Raw genomic sequence first — 20196 nt, 5'->3', positions numbered from 1 at the left:
CCATTAATTAGTGTGACAATTATCATGTTTATTTGTATGATGATTGGAAATATTTAAGAGTCATACCACCCATGAATTATATACGTTCATTTGCTATCGTCATGATCTGTTTCTTTTTAGGACAAGGCATTCAGCACTGGTCTGGATTACCTGTTCCTGGCAGTATTATCGGCTTATTTATTCTTTTTATTGCTCTTGTCACTGGCATTTGTCGTGCAGAGTGGGTTGAAAGCACCTGTAATTTATTAATTAAACACATGGCACTATTATTTGTGCCCGTTGGTGTCGGTTTAATGAATTATTTAGGTGTCATTGAAAATAACGCAGCGATCATTTTTGCAAGTACCCTTGGCAGCACCGTTATTGTGTTAATTGTTATTGGCCTAGCGGTACACCATAAGGAGAAAAACTCATGATTTGGCTAGTGGCAACCTTAGTGTGCTTTTATTCTACACGTTATTTGGCAATGAAAATTAAAAACCCTTTTTTCAACCCTCTTTTACTTACCCTTATTATCATGATTCTGGCACTAAAATGGCTGGAAGTGCCTTACCAAACTTATTTCGCTCAAAATGAAGTGATCAACTATTTATTAGGTCCGGCCGTTGTTGCGTTAGCTTTCCCGTTATATCAACAAATTGGACTTATTCGCAGTAAGTGGAAAACCATTTTAACCTCTTGTTTTGTTGGCAGCGTGTTATCAATGACCTTTGGTACTGCGATTGCTTTTTCAATGGGGGCGGATGCTCAACTTGCGGCAAGTATTTTACCTAAATCTATCACCACGCCCCTTGCAATGGCGGCTTCTCAACAAATTGGGGGAATTCCTGCGATCACCTCTGCAATGGTGATTATTGTCGGGTTATTTGGTGCGGTATTAGGTTATCCGATCATGAAGTTATTCCACGTGAAACACCCTCTCGCTAAAGGCTTATCGATTGGTACGGTTTCACATGCATTAGGCACAGCCAAAGCCGTAGAAGAAAATTATCAAGAAGGGGCGTTTAGCTCATTAGCCTTGGTGATTTGCGGCATTATGACCACCTTATTAGCCCCGCTGATGTTTCCTTTATTATTGCGTATTTTTGGGCATGCTTAATAAGCAATTCAATAGTTGCGCATAAAACAACCAAAACGGTTAATTTTTGCTAAGTCATTGAAATATTATATTCTTTGTTACAGAAACAAGTGTGACGCCACTCTCAGTAATGTAATAGGTGTAATGGCAAAACAAACAGTGTGATCAAGATCACTTCTAACTCGTTGTGATTCACATAGAATGTTTTGCCATAAACAATGAAGGAGTAACACCCAATGTACGCACGTGTTATAAAAGCATTAAGCTTATTACCTGCTGAATTGGCGTCAGCTTTAAAGCCTATTATTGAAGCTTCAGATTTCGATTCGACTATCAGTCCTGAGCAATTTGAATGTTTATTATCAACCACGCACATGACTGATACTGAACTTCGCTTGGCCCTCCTTCCTCTTGCTGCTTCCTATGCTGTAGTCCCTATTTCTAATTTCTATGTTGGTGCAATTGTTCGTGGCACATCTGGCCGCTTATATTTTGGTGCTAACATGGAATTTGAAAACGCAAGTATGGCTTGTACTATTCATGCTGAGCAATCTGCCATTAGCCATGCATGGATCAAGGGTGAAGTGGGTATTAAAGATGTCACTATTAACTACAGCCCTTGTGGTCACTGCCGTCAGTTTATGAATGAATTAACATCAGCTAACGATATGATCATCCAACTGCCACAACGCGAACCAATGACGCTGCAACAATACCTACCTGATTCTTTTGGCCCGCTAGATTTAGGGGTGAAGGATGGTCTATTGAGCGATTTGAATAATGGCATTTGCATTGAAGAAGGTTCAGAACTTGCGATTAGCGCGTGTAATGCAGCCAACCGTTCACATGCACCTTACTCAAAGAATTTCAGTGGTGTGGCATTAAAAGCACATGATGGCCGTATTTTTGAAGGCATGTATGCAGAAAATGCAGCATTCAACCCAAGCTTACCGCCTCTGCAAGTGGCATTAATTAATATGAATATGTCTAACTATTCATTGTCTGAGATTGCAGAAGCAGCACTGGTAGAAAGTGCTGAAAGTAAAATTAGTCAATTAGCGCGTACACAAGCATTGTTAGATGCACTTAATCCGGATATACAACTAATGTATGTTGCTTATTAAGTCAGCAATTGATTTAAAAATACTGAAGAGACCGCCTAAGTGGCGGTTTTTTATTGTCTAAATAGGATCAATGTTGGCTATCAAACATCAAAAGCGTATCATCTCGCCACCTATTATTAGAAGCCAATGACAATGACTCAAACACATAATCCTTTGCGAGGCGCTGCATGGATGCTCACCGCTGGGCTCGCGTTTGCAATAGTAAACAGCTTAGCCCAGTACCTCAGTATCAAAATGCATGTTCCTTCCACGTCTGTTGCGTTGATCCAATACTTTATTGCATTAATCGCAATGTTGCCTTGGCTACGCACATTAGGTATTCGACAATCACTTAAAACCAATCACTTTTGGTTACACTGCTTACGGGTGTTTTTTGCGGTTATCGGCATCCAGTTGTGGCTATGGGCATTAGCCTACCCTGTCCCTATTTGGCAAGGTATTGCATTACTGATGATTTCCCCACTATTTGCAACAATTGGTTCAGGGCTCATTCTTAAAGAAACCGTCGGTAAAGCGCGTTGGTTAGCAACGTTAGGTGGTTTTGTTGGTGCAATGATTATTCTTGAGCCATGGTCTGAAGATTTTAACATCGCGACATTATTGCCTGTAGGTGCAGCCTTTTTCTGGGCGGCTTATTCATTGATGGTAAAAAAACAATCTAGCCATGAATCACCCACAACCATCGTGATGTATCTGCTTATTTTAATGACGCCATTCAATCTTATTTTAGCGGCACCTGATTTTACCATGCCAACGGCAGGTTTTAGCTGGTGGTTATTAATTCTGGCAGGCTTATTAACAGGGTTAGCACAATGGGCAATTGCCAAAGCCTATGCGGTGGCTGATGCTTCTTTTGTCCAACCTTTTGATCATGCTAAATTACCTTTAAACGTATTAGGTGGATGGTTAGTCTTTGGCTGGGCACCACCAGGACGATTATGGCTCGGTGCGGGAATTATTATCCTCTCCGTTGCTTTTATTACCCATTGGGAAAATCGTAAAAAATAACCACATTAAAACCGCTTATGATAAGCGGTTTTTTTTCGCTTCACGTTCTTCAATTATGATCTTTCTATCAAATACCCACCAAAAGCAAACGATTGCGCAAACATCAAAATAAGGTATTATTAGCGACAGATTTCACCTTTTATGACAAATCGTAAGGAATTTCAATGTTTGGTACCGCTACTTGTTCTGATGCAACCCGTGTATTACTGCTTGGCTCTGGTGAGCTAGGTAAAGAAGTTGCTATTGAGTGTCAGCGTCTTGGGCTTGAAGTGATTGCTGTTGATCGTTATGAGAATGCGCCAGCAATGCAGGTAGCACATCGTAGCCATGTGATTGATATGTTAGATAGTGATGCACTTAAACGTATTATTGCCCTTGAACAACCCCACTTTGTTGTACCTGAAATTGAAGCAATTGCGACAGATACTTTAGTTGAACTTGAAAGCCAAGGTGTCAATGTCGTACCCACCGCTAACGCGACTAAACTGACCATGAACCGTGAAGGTATTCGTCGTCTTGCCGCTGAAACCTTAGCCATTCCAACCTCGCCTTATGAATTCTCTGATCAATATGCCGATTTTGAAGCCTCAGTGCATCGCATTGGCATGCCGTGTGTTGTAAAGCCGATCATGAGTTCATCAGGCAAAGGTCAAAGCGTGATTAAAACTGCCGCAGACATTGAATCAGCATGGCAATACGCACAAGAAGGTGGACGTGCAGGCGCAGGTCGTGTGATTGTTGAAGGCTTTGTCGATTTTGATTATGAAATCACGCTACTGACAGTACGCGCGGTTGATGGTGTGCATTTCTGTGCGCCAATTGGTCATCGTCAAGAGGATGGCGACTACCGTGAGTCGTGGCAACCACAGCAAATGTCAAATGCTGCCTTAAAAGCGACTGAGAACGTTGCTAAGAAGGTTGTAAACGAATTAGGCGGTTATGGCCTATTTGGGGTGGAATTGTTCGTTAAAGGCGATACAGTGCTGTTTAGCGAAGTATCCCCTCGCCCGCACGATACAGGAATGGTAACCCTGATCTCGCAAGAGTTATCTGAATTTGCATTGCATGTCCGTGCCTTTTTAGGCATGCCCATTACCACGATTACACAGTATGGCGCATCAGCTTCTGCGGTTATTCTTGCTGAGGGTATTTCTACCAATATTCGGTTTGATAATTTAACCGCCGCGTTATCTCGCCCACAAACGCAAATAAGACTATTTGGCAAACCTGAAATCAATGGTCGCCGCCGTCTTGGGGTTGCGCTTACACGCCGTGATGACATTGACACAGCTGTTACTGATGCCATTGCTACGGCAGCAGATGTTAACGTCATTCTGTAGCCTTAGCGGTACAATAAAGACAATAAAGGCGTCACATAGACGCCTTTATTTTTTCAGCTACGCTATTGTGAGTTTATTAAACGTCAATTAGCCATACTTCTTCAGCAAAACGCTCGACACCACGTTGACGACGAGGATGGGTTGCATCAGCTTCATCACGTTCTAAATGGGTGATCTTACAACCACTGAATAACGTTTCTATTTCAGCCTTAGGCACTGAGAATGGAGGCCCGTCCATTTGTGATTGAGGGTAATCTAAGGTCACTAATAAAATACGCCCACCGGGTTTTATCAACTGCAATAAACGCTCAACATAACGTTCACGCATTGATTGTGGCATCGCAACTAATGCCGCGCGATCATACACCACGTCAACCGGTGCAACAGGAACGGTAAAATAGTCCCCTTGATAGATTGTGATCTCATCAAATGAATACACATGCTCACAGCCGATCCCAGTGACTAATGGCGTGTAAAGATTCTCAGCAAAAAAAGCTTTTACAGCAATATCACTCAGTTCAATCCCAACCACATCGTTATGACGCGCCGCAAGCCAAACTAAGTCTTCTGATTTGCCACACATTGGTACTAACACGCGATCATCACGTTGAGCATTCACCTGTGACCAGTGTTTTATTAATAATGGATTAACGTCGGTTAAGTGAAAACCAATACGATCTTCAGCCCAACGGCTATGCCAAAATTCAGCGTCCATGTATTACCTTCTTTCTTTATATATTTTTTATTTGATGCTAGTTGACCATAAGTCGCTATTGAGACTCAAGGGTTAAGTACAGAAGAAACAGGAAAACAGCAGGAATAGGAAAAATCGAAAGTGCAGGAAGAGAAGATAAACAAGGTAATGCAGGTGAACATGTCACTTTATAATAATCAACAAAAAAGGGATGCCGTAGCATCCCCTTTTTATTGACCACGCTAATAGCTAGATCAAAAATCTGTTTTTCAATTTTTCTATCGGAGAGTCATTGAATAACGATTGGAAGCCACTCAGGTTATGAAATTCTGAATAGTTTAATCGAATCACGACGAACCGTTACGCCACGGAAAGTTACTGGCTCTAACAACGTCATTAGTTGCTTAGAAACAAAAAACTTACCGCCATAGCTACGATCACCGCCACGATTAACCCAATCAGCAAATTCATCAGCCAGACTGAACATTGAGTTACCGACTAATAAAACTAGAACTTTAGCAACTTCGCTATCGTTCTGACGGTTAAACTCTGCGTCACGAACTTTCTTACGATATTCGTCGACAATTCTTTCAAGGCACTCAAATCTGCTCATATACACCACCATAAAAATCGAGGCGTGGATACTACTGCTCAACTCCTGTTAAATCAAGCTATCTCGGTATATTTCTTGTGTTTCATCATTAAATTTTTCACTTTACTAACATAATTAATACTTATCACTAAAGTAATTTGTGTTTATCTTCATTTTTTATCATTTTGATAAAGTTTTATTTGAAATACATCTTCATACCGTTAGAATCATTCCTTCTACTCATATGTGGCCATAAAACATGAATAAAGAAACCGACTTTCATCTATCGGGTCAACTTGGTCGTGAATTTAAAACGATAACCGCAATGATTGATCTTTATTGTGAAAAACATCATCAAATCAATACGGTGAAATTTCAGCGTTGTGCTGATTGTGAACAATTTAGGAACTATGTAAAACAACGTCTCGATCGGTGTCCTTATGGTGAAAATAAACCCAGCTGTAAGCAATGCCCTATTCATTGTTACAAACCACAACAAAAAGTTCATTCACAAACAATTATGCGTTATTCAGGCCCAAAAATGATCATTAAACATCCAATAATGGCGATTAAGCACTTAATTCATGATAAAAGGGCAATACCTGAACGTAACAAAGAAATTCTCTCTAATTATCAAAAAAGAAAAACGTTATTAAACAATAAATAAAAGAGACAAACGCCTGCTAATAATAATTTTTTGTTATGTATGATTATATTTAAAAGCCGTGACATTTTATGATGAGAGCAAAGACAAGACAGAGGCAGTCCTTATGTAATTAAAGACTGCTTCAGGAATAACGCGAAGAAATGTTATTTAGTTACGGTAAAAATCTATAACTTCAATTTTTACAGGTGTGTTCTTTTTCGTTAGCTCAATCGTAAATTGATCTTCATCGACCACTTTAGCATCTTTAGCCCCTTCACCTACAACACTCACCCCTTCAATTTTGGTATAAAGCTTAGTGTAGTCATAGTGCATAGTGACAGTGGCTTTAGTCGGTTCCGTGGTTGATAGTTCAAACGTGCAAATACCTGTTGGACAAAATACATCAATATCATCAGGTGATGTGACTGATACAGTATCAACATTTTTAACTGGCGTTGCTGTGACCGTTGGCTCACTACACCCTGCTAATAACATTGTTGCTGCTACCACAATAAAACCTAATTGACTTTTTTTCACAGATTTATCCTCATTTGATGATATATGTCGTCATGCCTATCTAACGTAGACGCTTCACAACATATATTGAATATATTCATTATGGGTTGAGATCGTTAATTTCATCAACCGTTAAATAACGCCACTGACCTTCATCAACATCTAACGTTACGCAACCAATGCTCTCACGATGCAAACCTACCACTTTGTTACCAATACTGGCAAACATGCGTTTCACTTGATGAAATTTACCTTCAGTGATCGTTAATAACACTTGTTTATCATCCACAATAGCTAATGTTGCAGGCGCAGTTAGCTGTAGTTCACCTTGCAACTTAATCCCTTGAGCAAACAATGCCTTGGCACTTATATCAATGGGTTGACGAAGGTGTACGCGATACACTTTAGGGCATAATTTATTCGGAGAGGTAATATTGAACGACCATCGACCATCATCAGTAATCAAGACTAATCCTGTGGTATCTGCGTCTAATCGCCCCACAATATGCAGTTCTTGTGGTCGTTCTATATCAATATAATTGAAAAGCGATGGGTAAACTTCATCAATATTAGAGCAAATTGTTTGTGCTGGCTTATTCATTAACAAATAACGAAATGGGCGTGGGGAAAGTTGCTCACCAGCAAAAGTTATCTCATTATTTTCATGAACTTGAGCTGAGATATCAGTATTAACGTTACCGTTGATCTTAATATCACCGTCTTCAATATGGACAATAGCCTCTGCTTTCGTCAATGCTGTACTTTTACAAACAAATTTATCAAGACGCATAAAAACATCGCTATTTATAAAGCGATTATTATCCTTGTCCGTCAGTAATAAGCAACTATTAGACAGATATTTCATCGCTCACCACGGCATCAATCTCGAACCCTTGATTTTCTTTTTATATAAATATACTCACACAGAATAAAATGCGATCTATCTCAATAATTTTATTAATTTATTAAATATTGTTTGTCGCATTAATAAAGCTAAGCTAACATCGCGCAACTTTGGTAATACATCGATTACCATAACCAAGATAATTTCTTTATAATCATTAGGTTAACAATGTCTTATAACGCTTTATACACTGATTTGTCTGGCTACTATGATTTAATGTGCGCTGATATAGATTACCAAGAACAAAGTAATTGTATCCGTAGACTCCACCAGCTATTTGGCAATCAAGGCACTCGTTATCTTGATCTTGCTTGTGGTACTGGTCCCCATGTTGAACATTTTATTGGTTATGGTTATCAAGCAAGTGGCTTAGATATTAATCAACCAATGCTGAACATTGCTCAACAGCGTTGCCCTCAAGCAACATTTGTTCAGCACGATATGTGTAACTTTACTGTTGATGCTCCATTAGACTTAATTACTTGTTTCTTATATTCGCTGCATTACAACGCCAATATTGAAAAACTGACACAATGTATTGAAAGTGCACATAATGCCTTAACGCAAGAAGGTGTTTTTTGTTTCAATGCCGTTGATAAAGATAAAATCGATAATAGCTCTTTTGTGCGCCACACTACTGAATTTGAAGATAGCCATTTTATGTTTCAATCAGGCTGGAATTACAGTGGTGAGGGTGAACACCAACAGTTACAGCTGCACATTGAAAAAACAAGTGACAATGTAACGCAATCGTGGCGTGATTATCACCCAATGGTGGCAATCAACTTTGCTCAATTACAGCAATTATTAGCACCCTTTTTTGATGTCACCATGTTCGAACACAGCTACGATAAAATCGTACCGTGGAATGGCCAATCAGGTAATGCTCTTTTTGTGTGTGTTAAAAAAGAAAATACAATAATCACTCAAAAAGCGGCATAAAAAAACCTCGATCAATATAATTTGATCGAGGCTTCATTTGCTTAACTAATAATAATATCACTGTGGCATGTTTTTATAACACGCCACATTAGAGCGCTATTATTTTTCGTTTTCAGCAATAACTACATCAGCAGCAGCTTCTGCTGATGCTTCTTCTTCTTTAAGGAAGTTTTCTTTGTCACGTTCATTTAATTCAGAACGGTGAGCAAGTGGTTTTTCTTTTTTCTTGATGATTTGGCGTTCTAAACGTGCAAATGCTGCGCTTAGTGCTTCGCTTAATTCTTTTTCATCAGCAGATGCTTCAATATCACCAACACTAGTCTTAACCGCAATCTCAACAATAAATTGACGACCTGGTTCTAGCTTCATAAATACATTACGGCTATGGAAAGCCACTTGGAATTTATCAAATTTAGCAAACTCAGATTCGATATGAGCTTCCATGTAGTCAGGTAATTCAAAACCTTTAGCAGTTACTTTTAAAGTCATTTTTTCCACCAATAATTTATTAAGTTATTTATTGTTTGTGCTATTAAGATGAACCTAAATTAAAAAACAAAACGTGACACAGATCACACTTTCAAACTATCACATTCAACGCCATTTTTAATAACACTCATTAAATCAACTACAAACGTCACAAAAACGAACAAACAACAACCAAAACCCATATTTAAAGTTTATAAAAAATACTATTTTTATATATTCAAACAGGTTTTATTTTTTATAAAAAACTTTAAATTAATAAAATCAGATCAAATGTTTAATTTAGTCTATGGTTTATCACACTACACATTAACTATGACTTAATAACCCGTTATGCAAAATTGATTACATATATTTGAGTTTTAACCTTTAGGTTTTAGTTAATGACTTAAATAGATAGTACCGCTAATGTAATTGCATCATATGTATTTAATATGAAGTTCATACTTTAGCGTTTTTAAATTTAATTTCTCATTTGGTATAGAATTATGAATCAGACATACCCTCTATTAAAAGGCAATTGGCTTCCTAAAAATAAAGCCCATATTGCAGCTTGGATTAAAGATTTAAAAACTCGTACGCATTTGACGTCTCATTCTATTGCTCAGCCTATTATTGATTTTAAAGAATTGGTAGAGAATGACCCTACGCTACTACGCCTTTCACAAGATATGTTTAGTGAAGCTAAAAGCCACAAAGAATTAACGCCTTTAGAAACACCAGAGGTGAATGACTTTAATGAATTTTTAGTTCTGCTTAACCATATAATGACGCAAGCTCCCGAATGCACTGAGTTTTTAGATCCTAAAACAGGTGCACTTGAACCCTGTGGTTTAATTGGCTTCCCTATTAATGCGCTACTTGATTGGCCAATGGCAACAGATTCAGGTTATGCATTCTTTGCTAACGAACTTGTTAACCAACAATTTAAGAAGATTCTGACTTACTGGAGTTTATACCTTTCATCTCCAGCATCACGCTCAGTATTAATTGAAAACCATCCAGACCGCACACCAAAAGTCTTTGGTTGGTTAAGTGATAACGCACAAAAAGAAATGGTCACGGTTGCTTGTCAGGCAGAAGCAAGTGATTCAGAAAATCATGATAAGCCGTTTGAGCATTTCTTTAACTGTGATCCAACAGATCAACACTATGGTTTTAAATCATGGGATGACTTCTTTACGCGTACATTTAAAGACGGCGTAAGACCTATTGCTGAAGGTGATGATGTTATTGCTAACGCCTGTGAGTCAGCACCATTACAAGTTGTTACCAACGTCGCTAAATCTTCAAATTTCTGGCTTAAAGGTCAACCTTATTCATTAGAAAACATGATGGATTTTGACCCACTAGCAGAGCAATTTGTTGGCGGTACAGTTTATCAAGCATTCCTTAGTGCATTAAGCTACCACCGTTGGAACAGCCCAGTAAGTGGTACAGTTAAAAAGACTTACATGGTTAACGGCTCATACTACTTAGGTAATCGCTACCAAGGTTTTAGTAATCCTGACGGTGCTGACGATAGTGCGCCTAACAATTCACAACCATTCTTAACTGCGGTTGCGACACGTGCTGTGATCTTTATTGAATCAGACAATCCTAACATTGGCTTAATGTGTTTCATTGCTATTGGTATGGCTGAAGTATCTTCTTGTGCTGTTACTGTAGAAGAAGGCCAACACATTAATAAAGGTGATGAACTAGGTATGTTCCACTTTGGTGGCTCTACACATTGCTTAATCTTCAAACCAGACGTTGAGCTTGAATTTGATTTCCATAATACAGCGCCAGGTCTTGATGCGACTAATATTCCAGTATGTTCTCGAATTGCGACAGTAAAAAGTAAATAAAATTATTGAGAATATAATATAAATGCCAAGGCAGCCTGATCATAGGCTGCTTTTTTTTATGCTTTAACTTTCCAACCATTACTGGTCTTAATAAAAATAACTTGCTGTTGGTTACTACTCATATCCCCTGCTTTATAATGTCCATATTCCATAGACAATGCATGCAAACCTAACCCCGAATCGTGGGTCTTGGTGTTGACCTCATAATTTTCCTGGTTTTGAATAAAACGGATGTCATAACTCACTTCAGCGATATATTGATCATATTTTTTATAACCACTGACTTTAGCGAAATTATCAACCGTCAAGATCGTGTTTGCTTTTGAGGACTGTGCTGCGGAATAAAAGGCGTGTTCCAATATAGTATCATTGGGTATTTCTGTACACCCAGCGAGAAAAGGAATCATCGCTATGCCTATATGTTTGTTCATACCAACATCCTTTGTCATTAACAATAAGAAACTAATATCATATTAAGTGACGTTATCAATAATGACAAAGGAAAAACAACGTTATACTCATTTTCTGTGTCGCAGACACCATTTATAATGCGGCAACGGTATGTGTTTCTTTTACCCAATGGTTTATCAATTTACCAATAGCTTCTGTATTCGCGTATTGGTGCCTATCCCCCATGATCTCGACGCAACTTATATTATGCTTACCCGCAACGGCTGCCGCGATTTCAGCATATGATCCAAAAGGATCGTGATTTTCTTGAATGATCAACACTGGCTGGCCTTTTTCATCAAGTGCTGGCAATAAATCATGTTCGGATTCAGAGAATAGACTCCATGCCACACCAATCAAGATTAACCTATCCCAACTAATGGTATTTTGTGCTTTAAGGGTAATCAATGTTCCTATCGATTTAGTGATCACCACATCAAAATGCCCTGATGGTAAATACGTTAGTTCTTTATCAACACTAAAAGCTTGTTCATTATCCCATGCAGCAAATCGATGCATATCAACCTGATCTTGACACCACTGCGTTGCAGATAATATTTTAAACAACCATGACTCAGTGATTGGCATTTTCCCCGTTATCGCTAAAATCTTCATAATTTATCCTTAGTTAGATTAATCATACAAAATATTAATACCATAATAGTCTTGTTTACCTATTAAAAGAGACACGCAAAAACGTAATATTATTGTTGCTTGATACCTATCAATAAATAACCGCTTAGAGGTTACTATAACCAATACTATTCTGTTGTAATCGATAAAGTTAACAAAGAACAAACGTATTAATACTCGATCTAATTTAAAAACCAAAAAGTCACATACCTTACAAATATTCATTCGGAATAAAATAAACTTATAAATAAACATCTAAAAACTTATTATTTACGTTTATTCCTCACTCTCATTAATAGTTTTTTATAATAAAGAACATTTTTATATTTATCTAACTTATATTTTGCGATATCATAAAAATTAATATTATATAAATGCTATTTTTGTGATTATAAACCTTTAATTATTGGCAGCACTTGTCTACAATTTAGAAAATTAACACAAGACAAACAAACACCCATAAGGCATTACCTTATAAAGACAGATATCAAAGGATTTTAGTTATGAGCAACATGCCTCTAAATGGTGTTTATCGTGCTGTTTTTAAAGCAAATATAGTCATGAGCCAATCTTTATTACAAGATCGATTTCAAATTCGAAAAGAACAACAACATATAACATTAGAAAAAGTAAAAATGTTAGATAAAAACAATCAAATAGAAGCGATATTAACGGGTGACGGCTCTGAAATTTATAAGAAGATTCAAGAGATAATTATATCTATTCAATAACACTATTTTAATGTTTCTTATTTATACTTATGTTTACCATTAATTAATTTAATACATTTACCATTATGTAAATCATTATAGTGATATTAATTGGTATTGCTTAATATCAATTAATTAACCTTAACGACAAAAAAATCAAAAAATAATATATTTAAATATCATTACCAATAGTTACTATAATATTAAATTATGGTATTTCTATCGTATTTATAATTCACCTTAACGGTCGTAATCATGATCGCATAAATGATTTTCATTCCAATATAATTGGAAACATACATATTATTAAAATCAATATAACAGAGCAAAAACACACACCTCACAAATATCACCTCATCATTTAATAGTGTTAAATTTTAAACATTCCTTAAAATATAGTTTTAAATTCTATTTTTATCTTTATTAGTGAATATTTAATCGATTAAATTTGTAATATCTGGTTTTTTAGCTAAGCCTAATAATAAGTAACAAATATATAGGAGAGGTATGATGAATACACCCTTTATGTATAACTTACAATTGACACAACTTAGCAACCACGCAGTGAATGAACTGTCCCCTTCCTTTAAGCATCTACCTCAAACCACCCATGCCGATGGAAAATACCGTTTACGTCGCTATTCTATTGTTCGTATTCATAACGGCAGAATAGATCACTTACCGCCAACTGACTTTGTACAGTCTAATGATATTAATCATTTTCAGGGTAACGTGGTACGTCACTTTGAAGCCCTAGATGATGATCTGATTTATTGTGATGGTATGTTAGAAATGTGTGAGTTGTTTCAACAAGCCAATGCCTTACCTGATGGTCAACCCATTGAGATTCATCAAATACGTATAGCAGCACTCAATGGCGAAACACCGACTTCACCAGAGGGGATTCATCAAGATGGTTTTGAACATATTGCCGTCATTGGGATTGATCGTCATAACATTAAAGGTGGTGAGTTCTTAGTTTATAAAGATAAAACCGCATCGCCTTTTCTATGTACCACATTACAACACGGTGAAATGGCAATTCTCGCTGATAATATCTTGTGGCATAACGCTCACCCTATTAAAGCAATAAAAAAACATCAACAAGGTTATTGGGATGTCTTTGTATTGACCACTAAGGAGATCCAACATGACGTTTGATCCCATGACCATTCGATCATTATTTCCCGCACTCAATCAATGCATTAATAACCGCCCGGTGTGTTTCTTTGATGGACCCAGTGGCTCGCAAGTTCCTCAATCAGTTTTAAATGCCATGAGTCACTATTTAGGTCATTTCAATTCAAACTTAGGTGGCGCTTTTTTCTCTAGCATTGAAACATCCACATTAATGGCAACAGCGCGTCATGCAGCGCAAACATTAGTCAACGCCCCTTCAATAAACAACATGATCTTTGGCGCGAATATGACCACACTGACCTTTCAATTAAGTCGAGCGATTAGTCGTGATTGGCAAAAAGGTGATGAGGTAATTGTTACGGCACTCGATCATTATTCTAATGTTTCAAGTTGGCAACAGGCCGCAGAAGATAAAGGTGCAACAGTACATCAAGTACGCATCAACCAAACTAATTGTGATTTAGATTATGAGCATTTCAACGCCCTACTCACACCTCGTACTAAGTTAGTGGCAGTAACGTACGCTTCAAACGTGACAGGATCACTTATTGACGTGCAACGCATTATCACCGCAGCTCATGCCGTCGGTGCCAAAGTGTATGTGGATGCTGTGCATTACGCACCACACCGATTAATTGATGTACAAGCATTAGACTGCGACTTTTTAGTCTGCTCAGCTTATAAATTCTTTGGCCCTCACCTTGGTATTGCTTATATCGCACCGCAATGGATTCAATCATTACGCCCTTATAAAGTTGAACCCGCTCCAAATAATGGACCGGCACGATTTGAAACAGGTACGCAAAATTTTGAAAGTTTGGCTGGCTTTATTGCCGCCGTTAATTATTTAGCCGCTTATAGTCGTACCTTAGATACACAAATATTGTCATTACGCCAACATTTAAGTCGAAGTTTTGACTATTACCAAGCCTATGAACAAACACTAAGCCACTACTTTATTAATAAATTACGTCGTTATAATAATGTGCAATTGTTTGGCTTACCGCATGAGCAACATCGCACTCCCACCTTTGCTATTCGTATTAACAATACCCAGCCAGCAGACGTTGCTATCGCATTAGGAAAACAAAACATCTGTGTCTGGCATGGTCATTTTTATGCTCAAGGTTTATGCCAACAATTAAACATTTTAGACACGGGCGGAGTTATCCGTATTGGATGTATGCATTACAATACTTTTAATGAAATTGACACATTATTTAAGACGCTTGATTGTCATTTCTCACTTAAATAATAGCGTCCTTTAACAATCAAAAATAAAAAGGAAAAATACACATAACATTTCATCAAGGATTATTAACAAGATAAAGTATACCTAATAGGATTAAAAGGTGTAATATCATGGGACATAAAAAATGATTGCGCTAATTTCTATAATTTACAATTAACGCATTTATCTATTATCTTACATCAGTAATAGTATGATATTATTATCAAACCCGCTCCAACTCGGTACACCAATGAATCAGTCTCAACAGTTACTCGATATTAGTACGAATGCCTTACTACATCTAGAATTTAAAAAACTTGATAAACGGCTAACACTGACTGAGCAAAACAATCTACTTGTTCAGTACCTAAAAAAAATCATCAAGAATGATAGATATCGTACGGTTAAGAAATCAACCAAAAGTTGGTTATTGCGCGGTAGAAAAGCTGGCGTATGTCTAGAATCTATACTTAATAATGATCGTGAGCGGATATTACAAACTAGCTCAACAGACCTTTACCGTTTTGTTGACCTCATTGAAGACATTGAAGCTCAATTGCATACTCAAGTGCAATATTCATTAGCACATAATATCAATCTGAAAGCGCGCTTTGGTAAAGTATTAGTGTGCGTGGTTGATGAAGACTTAACATCTAGTTTTGATGATGATGGACTGATGATCAAATCAACTCAACTTTTATTTATTGGCAGCACTGAACATAAAGATATATTTTCTGCTGCCATTGACCAAAGTGGCTATTTCCAATCTGTAATTGCATATGAAGATGAAAGTCACCTTCGCGTTGAGTTGTTTAGACTATAAAGTCACATCACATTTTTACATTATAAAAATACCAATGAGTAAGTTATGATAATTTACTCATTGGTTAATGAATTCCTCAAGTCGATCACCATTCAAAAACTATGATCCCTTCTTGATAATAACTATACTTTTCATTTAATGCTTATTTAATCAGCATTTCTCTTGCCGCAACAAAAGACACTTCTTCTAATAAATAATCAACGTTATCACAAGCGTCATTAACCATTAGCTTGGTCGTTATTTGTTTTACAACGTAGCATTTAGCCGGTACTTGAGCTTGTTCATGAGTATCGTTAAAAAAACGCAAATCATTGATAGATAAAGAGACAGCTAGCTGACTAGCAATATCAATTTCCACCGCTAAAACATCACCCACTTTAGGTAAATAAGATAAGCTATCACCTGTAATGTACTTTCTTACTGGTAGAATATTTTGATCTGATTGTAAATCAACAAAATTAACCATTAATGAAATCATTGGATTATTTAACATTGTATTACCTTATTTAATTGTTTTTTTTATTATATCGATTTAAAGATAATACGATGCCCTCTAAAACATAATTATTATTTTCCATAAACTAACGATAACTTACGAATATATTTAGCAGTCAGATACCCTAGCGACTTTAAAACGCCTAACTTTAATACGCATATTTTTCATCGGTGATGATGTATTAAATTGAATCATTCGACCTAATGACCATTTTTCATACCATGGTTGATGATATAATTCCTGATTTGTTAAATTCTGAATCAATAACAATACATTATTTGTGGTTTTTTCTAATTCATTTAATAAATCGTTATACGCCCACTGACGGTATTCATCATGGAAGTGTTGAGCTAACTCTCCAAGTTGATTCCATTTATAGCCCGTCTCAGGAAAATCCACATTCTTACCTTGCGCTTTTAAATCATACCATTTAATAATTAACCGTCCCCAGCCAATTAAATACGCAGCAGTATCACAAACACTAATCATAGTACCTTTGATATTTCCGTCAATACCACACTCACGAGAAAGAGATTCAGGAACCGAGCGATAATCAACCATTAATTTCAAAAAGCTATTATTGATCGCTAACACTAATGCGTCTTTAGAAGCAGGAACTGATGACATCATGTTTTCCTTTTACTTACGATAGCAATAACAATAACAATAATACGTTACTAAACAGAAACATCTCACTGGTAAATTGCATAAATGAGCATTCTGTCGTGAAACTTTAACAGTTATAACACGGCATACTCTTCTCCTATCTTATTAATACCCGCTTAAATAGAGTAAACCGCGCTAATAAAAATCCGATTCACAGTACTGTATAAATCATCAAATACTCAGTAAAACCACTGTATATCTTAAACGTGAGATACTGCATATTTTTATAGTGTAACTTTATTAATTTCTAAAAAACGATAAAAAATCACAGTTTTAAAACACAACAAAAACCAACATACCCATTAAATAACAACATGTTATGCTAAATAGATCACCAAATATCATTTGCTAATAACTATACTTTCAATGACCAAACATCGATAAATAATGCTTGCATCCGAACCTAATTAAAACTACTGTATGTACATACAGCATGTATATATAACCACTGTCGGAGATGGCACCATGAAATCACTAATGCATACTCAAGAATCTACTACTGCTTCTGATGTTTATAAAGCAACATTGACTTCTCATGCGAGTACTTGCCAATCTCCGCCAAGGATCATTCCAATTGAAGTAAGTTATAGCGAACAACAACAAGCCCAATTGGCTTATTTCTTACGCTTACTTAAACAAGCGAATCAAGAAAATCGCTGGATAATGTTTATCGGCCAAGATGCATTATTAGATAAACATTTATTAATAAATGCAGGAATTGATATTAATAAAGTGCTATTGCTTAAAAATATGAAAAACCAAAGTAAACATTTACTAATGATTAAAGCATTAGAAATGGGAAATTGCTCTGCCGTTATTGTTTCTGGTGAAATAGAGACCTTTAACACCCCTTTAATTAGAATGGCGGCTGAACAAAGTAAAACATTAGCTTTTGTGCTAAATCAAAACGTTAAAGTGCAATTAACATTCCATTGAGTTAATTTATAAACGATAATGTTATTGTTAGGTTGCAATAACTTCAACATTACATAAAATTAATAATGATATACAAACAAAAAAAGTATTTTTATTTAAAGTTATATTTAATTAATTATTAAAAATAGTAAAAATAGCTTTTACGCATAATAAAAACACATATAATCAAGGAAATTCAAATTTAAATACTAGGTTTCAGAATGGATAATAAGCTCGGATTTGGTGCATTAACTGCATTTGTAATCGGCTCAATGATAGGCGCGGGAGTATTCAGTTTGCCACAAAATATGGCTGCTGTTGCAAGTCCTGCTGCCGTCATGATTGGCTGGACCATTACGGGTGTTGGCATGATTTTCCTTGCAATGTCTTTTCAAATTTTATCATTATTAAAACCAAATATTAATAGTGGCGTCTTTGGCTACGCGCAAGCCGGTTTTGGTGACTTTGTTGGTTTTTGTTCTGCATGGGGTTATTGGCTAAGTGCAATGCTTGCTAACGTTTCTTACTTAGTTATTGTATTTAGTACTCTTGGTATGTTCTTTGATAAACCAGGCCATGTTATTTTTGGCATGGGTAATACTTGGCAATCGATTGTCGGTGCTTCTGTTTTATTATGGCTAGTCTATGCCTCTGTAAGACGTGGTGTACAAACTGCGGCAACAATTAATGCAATAACGACAGTTGCTAAGTTAATTCCACTCGTACTGTTTATTTTTGTTACTTTAATTGCCTTTAAATGGCATACATTTACATTTGATTTTACTGGTTTAGAATTTGGCCCTCAACATGACCTACTAAGCCAAGTTAAAAGCACGATGCTTATTACTGTGTGGGTATTTATTGGTGTAGAAGGCGCGGTTATCGTCTCCTCTCGTGCACGTAATCGTCGTGACATTGGTCGAGCAACAATTCTAGGTCTATTAACCGCTCTTGTTATTTATGTGTTCGTTACTCTGCTTTCTATGGGTGTTATTTCTACCCCCGAACTCGCTAAATTCCAAAACCCATCTATGGCGATTGTACTAGAGCATGTTATCGGTCCATGGGGCTCAATCATTATTGGTTGTGGTTTATTGGTTTCAGTCAGTGGCGCGTTTTTAAGTTGGACAGTTTTGGCGACAGAAGCACCTTTACTTGCTGCACAAAATAATATGTTTCCAAAATCTTATGCAAAAGAAAACAGTGCTGGCACATCAATTAAAGCACTTAACCTAACCATTATCTGTATTCAGATCTCATTGTTTGCTGTGATTTATGCTGGCGGGACTTATAACTCATTACTGATCATTGCCTCTGAAATGATCTTAGTGCCTTATTTCTTAGTTGCTGCATATACCCTTAAATTAGCGATAAAAAATAAAAATAGAGGTCTATTATTATTTATTGGCTTAGGCGCGACTATTTACGGTATCTGGTTACTTTATGCCTCAGGTTTAAGCCACTTATTACTCGCATCGCTATTATACTTACCGGGGCTTTATTTCTTTATAAAAGCAAAGAAAGAATTAAACCAACCTTATTTTATAGGTAAAGAACGTATTTTTGTTGTTCTATTGGTTATATTAGCTATTTTCGCTATTTATATGGTTGCCACAGGACACATTGTTTTAGAAAGTTAATCACATAAAAACATTATATTTATTATTAATATAACAAAGAGACATGCGTATATATGCTTTTACTCAACAAAAGCATATAACATGCATGGCTCTTTTATTATCCAATACTTCTATTTATACTGTTGACGATCCCAACTAATCTCAATCCGATTTCGCCCCATTTTTTTAGCTTTTAATAATGCTAAATCTGCACGTTTAATCAAATCGTCACAAGACTCATCAGCTAATTCTGCCACACCAAAGCTGCATGTTAAGTTAAACTGTTTATCAAAGCCCCATTCTTTAGTCATAATTGTGTCTCGAATACGTTCA

The 20196-nt window shown here is 36.5% G+C and carries 24 protein-coding genes; 14 read left to right on the top strand and 10 right to left on the bottom strand.

The window, feature by feature from the left end; genetic code table 11:
* Nucleotides 1-71 precede the first annotated feature (71 nt).
* The 5 genes from C9J51_RS07990 (at nucleotide 72) to purT (ending at nucleotide 4550) form a co-directional block, all read left to right on the top strand.
* Nucleotides 72-416 carry a CidA/LrgA family protein gene (locus tag C9J51_RS07990; protein ID WP_045037383.1) on the top strand — a complete coding sequence of 115 codons (345 nt, stop codon included), beginning with the start codon at nucleotides 72-74 and terminating at the stop codon, nucleotides 414-416.
* Nucleotides 413-1099 (top strand): CidB/LrgB family autolysis modulator, encoded by a 687-nt coding sequence (locus C9J51_RS07985; protein ID WP_045037384.1) that lies wholly within the window; start codon nucleotides 413-415, stop codon nucleotides 1097-1099. The genes C9J51_RS07990 and C9J51_RS07985 overlap by 4 nt, the downstream gene beginning before the upstream one ends.
* Before the next feature lie 215 nt (nucleotides 1100-1314).
* Entirely contained in the window at nucleotides 1315-2202 is an 888-nt protein-coding gene (gene cdd / locus C9J51_RS07980) for a cytidine deaminase (protein WP_045037385.1), read from the top strand.
* A 132-nt stretch (nucleotides 2203-2334) separates the two neighbouring features.
* Nucleotides 2335-3210 carry a DMT family transporter gene (locus tag C9J51_RS07975; RefSeq protein WP_045037386.1) on the top strand — a complete coding sequence of 292 codons (876 nt, stop codon included), beginning with the start codon at nucleotides 2335-2337 and terminating at the stop codon, nucleotides 3208-3210.
* 164 nt (nucleotides 3211-3374) lie between these two features.
* Nucleotides 3375-4550 (top strand): formate-dependent phosphoribosylglycinamide formyltransferase, encoded by a 1176-nt coding sequence (purT, locus tag C9J51_RS07970; protein ID WP_045040492.1) that lies wholly within the window; start codon nucleotides 3375-3377, stop codon nucleotides 4548-4550.
* A 76-nt stretch (nucleotides 4551-4626) separates the two neighbouring features.
* On the opposite strand, the gene C9J51_RS07965 is transcribed toward purT, so the two are convergent.
* Both C9J51_RS07965 and C9J51_RS07960 read right to left on the bottom strand, forming a co-directional pair.
* Nucleotides 4627-5265 carry a thiopurine S-methyltransferase gene (locus C9J51_RS07965; RefSeq protein ID WP_045040493.1) on the bottom strand — a complete coding sequence of 213 codons (639 nt, stop codon included), beginning with the start codon at nucleotides 5263-5265 and terminating at the stop codon, nucleotides 4627-4629.
* Between the two features lie 298 nt (nucleotides 5266-5563).
* On the bottom strand, nucleotides 5564-5857 hold the full coding sequence (locus C9J51_RS07960) for a hypothetical protein (RefSeq protein ID WP_005367981.1): 294 nt from the start codon (nucleotides 5855-5857) through the stop codon (nucleotides 5564-5566).
* 238 nt (nucleotides 5858-6095) lie between these two features.
* Here C9J51_RS07960 and C9J51_RS07955 point away from each other — a divergent pair, with 238 nt between their 5' ends.
* The gene (locus tag C9J51_RS07955) at nucleotides 6096-6503 is read left to right on the top strand and encodes a nitrous oxide-stimulated promoter family protein (RefSeq protein ID WP_045037389.1); all 408 of its coding nucleotides are present in this window, start codon (nucleotides 6096-6098) and stop codon (nucleotides 6501-6503) included.
* A gap of 147 nt (nucleotides 6504-6650) precedes the next feature.
* On the opposite strand, the gene C9J51_RS07950 is transcribed toward C9J51_RS07955, so the two are convergent.
* Both C9J51_RS07950 and C9J51_RS07945 read right to left on the bottom strand, forming a co-directional pair.
* Complete coding sequence (locus tag C9J51_RS07950; protein ID WP_045037390.1) at nucleotides 6651-7019, bottom strand: hypothetical protein; 369 nt, start codon at nucleotides 7017-7019, stop codon at nucleotides 6651-6653.
* 79 nt (nucleotides 7020-7098) lie between these two features.
* Nucleotides 7099-7788, bottom strand: coding sequence for a pseudouridine synthase (locus C9J51_RS07945; protein ID WP_045040495.1), 690 nt, complete (start codon nucleotides 7786-7788; stop codon nucleotides 7099-7101).
* A gap of 282 nt (nucleotides 7789-8070) precedes the next feature.
* On the opposite strand from C9J51_RS07945, the gene C9J51_RS07940 reads away from it, so the two are divergent.
* The gene (locus tag C9J51_RS07940) at nucleotides 8071-8844 is read left to right on the top strand and encodes a class I SAM-dependent DNA methyltransferase (protein WP_045037392.1); all 774 of its coding nucleotides are present in this window, start codon (nucleotides 8071-8073) and stop codon (nucleotides 8842-8844) included.
* A 99-nt stretch (nucleotides 8845-8943) separates the two neighbouring features.
* Here the strand turns inward: C9J51_RS07940 and hpf are convergent, their stop codons facing one another.
* The gene (gene hpf / locus C9J51_RS07935) at nucleotides 8944-9333 is read right to left on the bottom strand and encodes a ribosome hibernation-promoting factor, HPF/YfiA family (protein ID WP_045040496.1); all 390 of its coding nucleotides are present in this window, start codon (nucleotides 9331-9333) and stop codon (nucleotides 8944-8946) included.
* Between the two features lie 485 nt (nucleotides 9334-9818).
* Here hpf and C9J51_RS07930 point away from each other — a divergent pair, with 485 nt between their 5' ends.
* Nucleotides 9819-11180 (top strand): phosphatidylserine decarboxylase family protein, encoded by a 1362-nt coding sequence (locus tag C9J51_RS07930; protein WP_045037394.1) that lies wholly within the window; start codon nucleotides 9819-9821, stop codon nucleotides 11178-11180.
* A 56-nt stretch (nucleotides 11181-11236) separates the two neighbouring features.
* On the opposite strand, the gene C9J51_RS07925 is transcribed toward C9J51_RS07930, so the two are convergent.
* Both C9J51_RS07925 and C9J51_RS07920 read right to left on the bottom strand, forming a co-directional pair.
* Entirely contained in the window at nucleotides 11237-11611 is a 375-nt protein-coding gene (locus C9J51_RS07925) for a hypothetical protein (RefSeq protein ID WP_045037395.1), read from the bottom strand.
* A gap of 112 nt (nucleotides 11612-11723) precedes the next feature.
* The gene (locus tag C9J51_RS07920; protein ID WP_045040498.1) at nucleotides 11724-12245 is read right to left on the bottom strand and encodes a hypothetical protein; all 522 of its coding nucleotides are present in this window, start codon (nucleotides 12243-12245) and stop codon (nucleotides 11724-11726) included.
* Nucleotides 12246-12766: 521 nt separating this feature from the next.
* Between C9J51_RS07920 and C9J51_RS07915 the strand changes: the two genes are divergently transcribed.
* From C9J51_RS07915 to C9J51_RS07900, 4 genes are all read left to right on the top strand, one after another.
* The gene (locus tag C9J51_RS07915) at nucleotides 12767-12994 is read left to right on the top strand and encodes a hypothetical protein (RefSeq protein WP_045037397.1); all 228 of its coding nucleotides are present in this window, start codon (nucleotides 12767-12769) and stop codon (nucleotides 12992-12994) included.
* Between the two features lie 486 nt (nucleotides 12995-13480).
* Nucleotides 13481-14134: a 2OG-Fe dioxygenase family protein gene (locus C9J51_RS07910; RefSeq protein WP_045040499.1), complete on the top strand. Its 654-nt coding sequence runs from the start codon at nucleotides 13481-13483 to the stop codon at nucleotides 14132-14134.
* On the top strand, nucleotides 14124-15368 hold the full coding sequence (locus C9J51_RS07905; protein WP_107274955.1) for a cysteine desulfurase-like protein: 1245 nt from the start codon (nucleotides 14124-14126) through the stop codon (nucleotides 15366-15368). Before C9J51_RS07910 ends, C9J51_RS07905 begins: the two co-directional genes overlap by 11 nt.
* A gap of 226 nt (nucleotides 15369-15594) precedes the next feature.
* Nucleotides 15595-16167 (top strand): DUF2913 family protein, encoded by a 573-nt coding sequence (locus C9J51_RS07900; protein WP_107180367.1) that lies wholly within the window; start codon nucleotides 15595-15597, stop codon nucleotides 16165-16167.
* Between the two features lie 142 nt (nucleotides 16168-16309).
* Here the strand turns inward: C9J51_RS07900 and C9J51_RS07895 are convergent, their stop codons facing one another.
* Nucleotides 16310-16660 (bottom strand): hypothetical protein, encoded by a 351-nt coding sequence (locus tag C9J51_RS07895; protein WP_045037400.1) that lies wholly within the window; start codon nucleotides 16658-16660, stop codon nucleotides 16310-16312.
* A gap of 111 nt (nucleotides 16661-16771) precedes the next feature.
* Complete coding sequence (locus C9J51_RS07890; RefSeq protein ID WP_045037401.1) at nucleotides 16772-17290, bottom strand: ClbS/DfsB family four-helix bundle protein; 519 nt, start codon at nucleotides 17288-17290, stop codon at nucleotides 16772-16774.
* Nucleotides 17291-17794: 504 nt separating this feature from the next.
* Between C9J51_RS07890 and C9J51_RS07885 the strand changes: the two genes are divergently transcribed.
* The gene (locus tag C9J51_RS07885) at nucleotides 17795-18265 is read left to right on the top strand and encodes a cell division inhibitor SulA (protein WP_045040500.1); all 471 of its coding nucleotides are present in this window, start codon (nucleotides 17795-17797) and stop codon (nucleotides 18263-18265) included.
* A gap of 200 nt (nucleotides 18266-18465) precedes the next feature.
* Complete coding sequence (locus tag C9J51_RS07880) at nucleotides 18466-19884, top strand: basic amino acid/polyamine antiporter (protein ID WP_045037403.1); 1419 nt, start codon at nucleotides 18466-18468, stop codon at nucleotides 19882-19884.
* 110 nt (nucleotides 19885-19994) lie between these two features.
* Here C9J51_RS07880 and C9J51_RS19700 read toward each other — a convergent pair whose 3' ends face one another.
* Entirely contained in the window at nucleotides 19995-20174 is a 180-nt protein-coding gene (locus C9J51_RS19700; RefSeq protein ID WP_280124465.1) for a diguanylate cyclase domain-containing protein, read from the bottom strand.
* Nucleotides 20175-20196: the final 22 nt, after the last annotated feature.

The organism is Photobacterium iliopiscarium (assembly GCF_003026395.1).
GTDB classification, from domain to species: Bacteria; Pseudomonadota; Gammaproteobacteria; order Enterobacterales; family Vibrionaceae; genus Photobacterium; species Photobacterium iliopiscarium.
Note: the sequence above shows the minus strand (reverse complement) of the source record. Positions and strands in the feature narration are given on the sequence as shown.